The following is a 3,540-nucleotide window of genomic DNA, read 5'->3' on the forward strand; positions in this document are numbered from 1 at the left end:
AACGCCAGGCGCGGGCCCCGCCGGGGCGCCGCCTGACTCAGGAGAAGCGCAGCGCCCCGTCGTCGAGGCTGGCCTGCGGCAGTTCGTCCTTCTCGGTCCAGTAGTCCTGCGAATGCCGCCAGGGCATGCGTTCACCCTGCTGCGGCAGCAGATGCAGGCCGCGCATGAGGTAGCCGGGGTTGAAGTTCTCCGGGTCGACCCAGGGCATCAGCGGCATCTCGGCATCCTCGGGCCGCAGTTGCGGCTCGACCACCGTGGCCCCGCGCGCCTTCATGGTCTGCAGCAGCCGGCAGACCAGGTCGGCGATGAGATCGGCGCGCAGGGTCCAGCTCGCGCGGAAGTAGCCGAACACCCAGGCGAGGTTGGGCACGCCGGTGAACATCGTGCCGCGCCAGGACACGGTCTGGGCGAAGTCGAGCGGCCTGCCGTCGATCTCGAAGGCGATGTCGCCCAGCACATTCAGGTGGAACCCGGTGGCGGTGACCACCACATCGGCATCGAGTCGCTCGCCCGATTTCAGCACGATGCCGCCGGCGTCGAAATGCGCGATCTCGTCGGTGGCCACCGAGGCCTTGCCCTCGCGGATGGCGCGGAACAGGTCGCCGTCGGGGATGAAGGCGATGCGCTGGCGCCAGGGCCGGTAGCGCGGCGTGAAGTGGCGCTCGATGTCCGGGCTGTCGCCCAGGAAGGCCTTCACCCCGGCGAGCAGCTCGGCCTTGAGCTTGTCGGGCTCGCTGAAGGATCGGCGTGCCACCGCCGCCTGATCGAACAGGATCTTGCGGCGCACGATCTCGTGGATCCACATCGGGTCGATGTCGAGCTCGCGCAGCGTGTCGGCGAGCTGGTTGGCGTTGCGCCCGGTGACGAAGTAGGTGGGCGAGCGCTGCAGCATGGTGACATGCGCGCATCGGTCGGCGATGGCCGGCACCAGGGTGGCCGCGGTGGCGCCCGAACCGATCACCACCACCCGCTTGCCGGCGAGATCGATGTCCTCGGGCCAGGTCTGCGGATGCACGATGCGCCCGCCGAACTGGTCCATGCCCGGCCACTCGGGGGTGTAGCCCTCGGTGTGCCGGTAGTAGCCCTGGCACATCCAGAGGAAGCCGGCGGTGAACAGCAGCCGCTCGCCGGTATCGAGCCGCGTGACCTGCAGCGTCCAGCGGCGCTCGGCGCCCGACCAGCTCGCGGCATCGATGCGGTGTCGGTAGCGGATGTGCGGTGCCAGGGCGTTATCGTCGATCACCTCGCCCATGTACTTCAGGATCTCGGCGGCGCTGGCGATCGGCGCGCCCAGCCAGGGCTTGAAGCGGTAGCCGAAGGTGTAGAGATCGCTGTCGGAGCGGATGCCGGGATAGCGGTGGGTGCGCCAGGTGCCGCCGTAGCCGTCCTGGGTGTCGAGCACCACGAAGCGGGTGCCAGGGCACTGCTCCTGCAGATGATAGGCGCCGCCAACGCCGGAAATGCCGGCGCCTGCGATCAGCACATCGAAGTGACCGGCCGGCGTGGCGCCGGCCGCGGCCAGCGCGGCGGCCTCGTCGGAGCGCGTGGTGGTGTTCATCTCAGGCCTGTGTCGACTGGTTCTTCATGTAGAGCTTCTGCATGCCGCCCAGCCAGCGGTCGTAGTTGGCGGTCTTGCCGCGCAGGTAGTCGAGCACCTCGGGGTGCGGCAGCACCAGGAAGGTTTCCTTGTCCATCACCTTCACGATCTCGTCGGCCACGGCCTCGGCGCTCAGGATGCCATCGCCGCCGGCCGAGCCGCCGTCGCCGGGGACCATGCCGGTGCGCACCGCCTGCGGGCACAGGCAGGACACATGCAGGCCGCTGCGGCCGTAGGCGATGGCCAGCCACTCGGCGATGGCCACCGCGGCGTGCTTGGTCACGCCATAGGCGGCCGATTCGACGATGTTGAGCAGGCCGGCGGCCGAGGCGGTGATGAGGAAGTAGCCCTCGCCGCGGGCGACCATCTTGTCGACCACGGCCCGTGCGGCCCAGACATGGGCCATGCCGTGGATGCGCCACATCTTGTCCCACATGGCGTCATCGGCTTCCAGGCCGCGGCTGTTGCCGATGCCGGCATTCGAGAAGTAGATGTCGACCCGGCCGTAGCGCCGCTCGGCGGCATCGACCAGCGCCTGGATGTCGGCTTCGCGGCCGACATCGCAGCGCACCGCCAGGCCGTTGACCGCCTGGGCCACCGGCTGCAGCCCGGCCTCGTTCATGTCGGCCACCACCACCCCGGCGGCGCCTTCGGCGTGGAATTTCAGCGCGGTGGCCCGGCCGATGCCGCTGGCCGCTCCGGTGATGACCGCAACCTTGCCCTTGATGTCCATGCGTGTCTCCTCGGTGAGTGCATTGGGGATGGCGCAAGGCTACACCCGCGGGCGCACGGGCATTTCCGGAATCCGGCCTGCGGCGGTGGCAAGATCCCGGCTCCCGCGGCCCCGTGCCGCTGCAAGCCCCGTGGCCTCGTGCCGCCAGGCTCACTTCCCCCGGAGCCGTCTGATGGCCTTCCGATTGCCCGCCCTGCGGATGGCCGACGGATCGCTGTTCGCGATCCTGCTGCGCTCGCCCTGGTGGGCGAGCCTGCTGGTGGCGCTCGTCCTGTTCGGCCTGATGCGGCTGATGTTGCCGGCGCTGTTTGCGGCGGTGTTCGCGCTGCCCTTCGTGGTCATCGCCGGCATTCGTGGCTGGCGTCAGCTGCAGGCGCCCAGTCCGCGCCGGTTGACGGCGCTGGTCGAGTCGGTGCGGGCGATGAGCTGGGAGGTCTTCTCGCGCGCACTCGTCGAGGCCTGGCAGCGTCAGGGCGCGCAGGTCGAGCCGATCCGCCACTCCGGCGCCGATTTTCTGGTGACGCTCCAGGGTCGGGTGACCGTGGTGGCCGCGCGCCGCTGGAAGGCGGCGCGCAGTGGCATCGAGGTGCTGGAGGCCCTGCAGGCCTCGCGCGATCGGCTCGACGCCCATGAGGCGCTGTTCATCGCCACCGGCGAGATCACCGCGCCGGCCGCGGCCTACGCGGCCCGTCAGGTGATCCGGCTGGCCGGCGCGCCACAGCTGCTCGAGCTGCTCGAGCCGCGGCCGGGCGACCGGCGCTGAGCGGCTGCCCGGCCTGCGCCTGCTCGCGAGCGCAGACTCGGTCCGCCCCAGCCTCAGCCCACGCCGCGTTGCCGGTCGCGCCAGTAGGGCGCGCGCAGCTCGCGCTTGAGCACCTTGCCCACCGGGCTGCGCGGCAGCGACTCGATGAAGTCCAGGGACTTGGGCGCCTTCATCGCCCCGATCAGCCCTCGCGTCCAGGCGATCAGCTCCTCGGCGCTGGCGCTGCCGCCGGGCTTGAGCTGGACGCAGGCCTTCACCGCCTCGCCCCACTTCGGGTCGGGTACGCCGATCACCGCGCAGTCCTGGACCGCAGGGTGCTTCATCAGCGCGCTCTCGACCTCGAAGGGGAAGATGTTGAAGCCGCCCGAGATGATCAGGTCGCGCTTGCGGTCGGTGATGTAGAGGTAGCCGTCGTCGTCGCGGCGGCCGATGTCGCCGGTGTGCAGC

General features: G+C 70.4%; 4 protein-coding genes. 1 reads left to right on the forward strand and 3 read right to left on the reverse strand.

Annotated elements, in window-relative coordinates; genetic code table 11:
* Positions 1 to 37 precede the first annotated feature (37 nt).
* Together AC2H6A_RS18735 and AC2H6A_RS18740 are read right to left on the reverse strand one after the other, a co-directional pair.
* The gene (locus AC2H6A_RS18735) at positions 38 to 1,558 is read right to left on the reverse strand and encodes a flavin-containing monooxygenase (protein ID WP_484275236.1); all 1,521 of its coding nucleotides are present in this window, start codon (positions 1,556 to 1,558) and stop codon (positions 38 to 40) included.
* A gap of 1 nt (position 1,559) precedes the next feature.
* Positions 1,560 to 2,330: an SDR family oxidoreductase gene (locus tag AC2H6A_RS18740; protein ID WP_484275237.1), complete on the reverse strand. Its 771-nt coding sequence runs from the start codon at positions 2,328 to 2,330 to the stop codon at positions 1,560 to 1,562.
* Positions 2,331 to 2,502: 172 nt separating this feature from the next.
* Here AC2H6A_RS18740 and AC2H6A_RS18745 point away from each other — a divergent pair, with 172 nt between their 5' ends.
* Complete coding sequence (locus AC2H6A_RS18745) at positions 2,503 to 3,093, forward strand: restriction endonuclease (protein WP_484275238.1); 591 nt, start codon at positions 2,503 to 2,505, stop codon at positions 3,091 to 3,093.
* A gap of 53 nt (positions 3,094 to 3,146) precedes the next feature.
* Here the strand turns inward: AC2H6A_RS18745 and AC2H6A_RS18750 are convergent.
* Positions 3,147 to 3,540, reverse strand: a 394-nt coding sequence (locus AC2H6A_RS18750; protein ID WP_484275239.1) for a class I adenylate-forming enzyme family protein, incomplete at its 5' end; no start/stop codon positions are given.

It is taken from the genome of Quisquiliibacterium sp. (assembly GCF_982640115.1).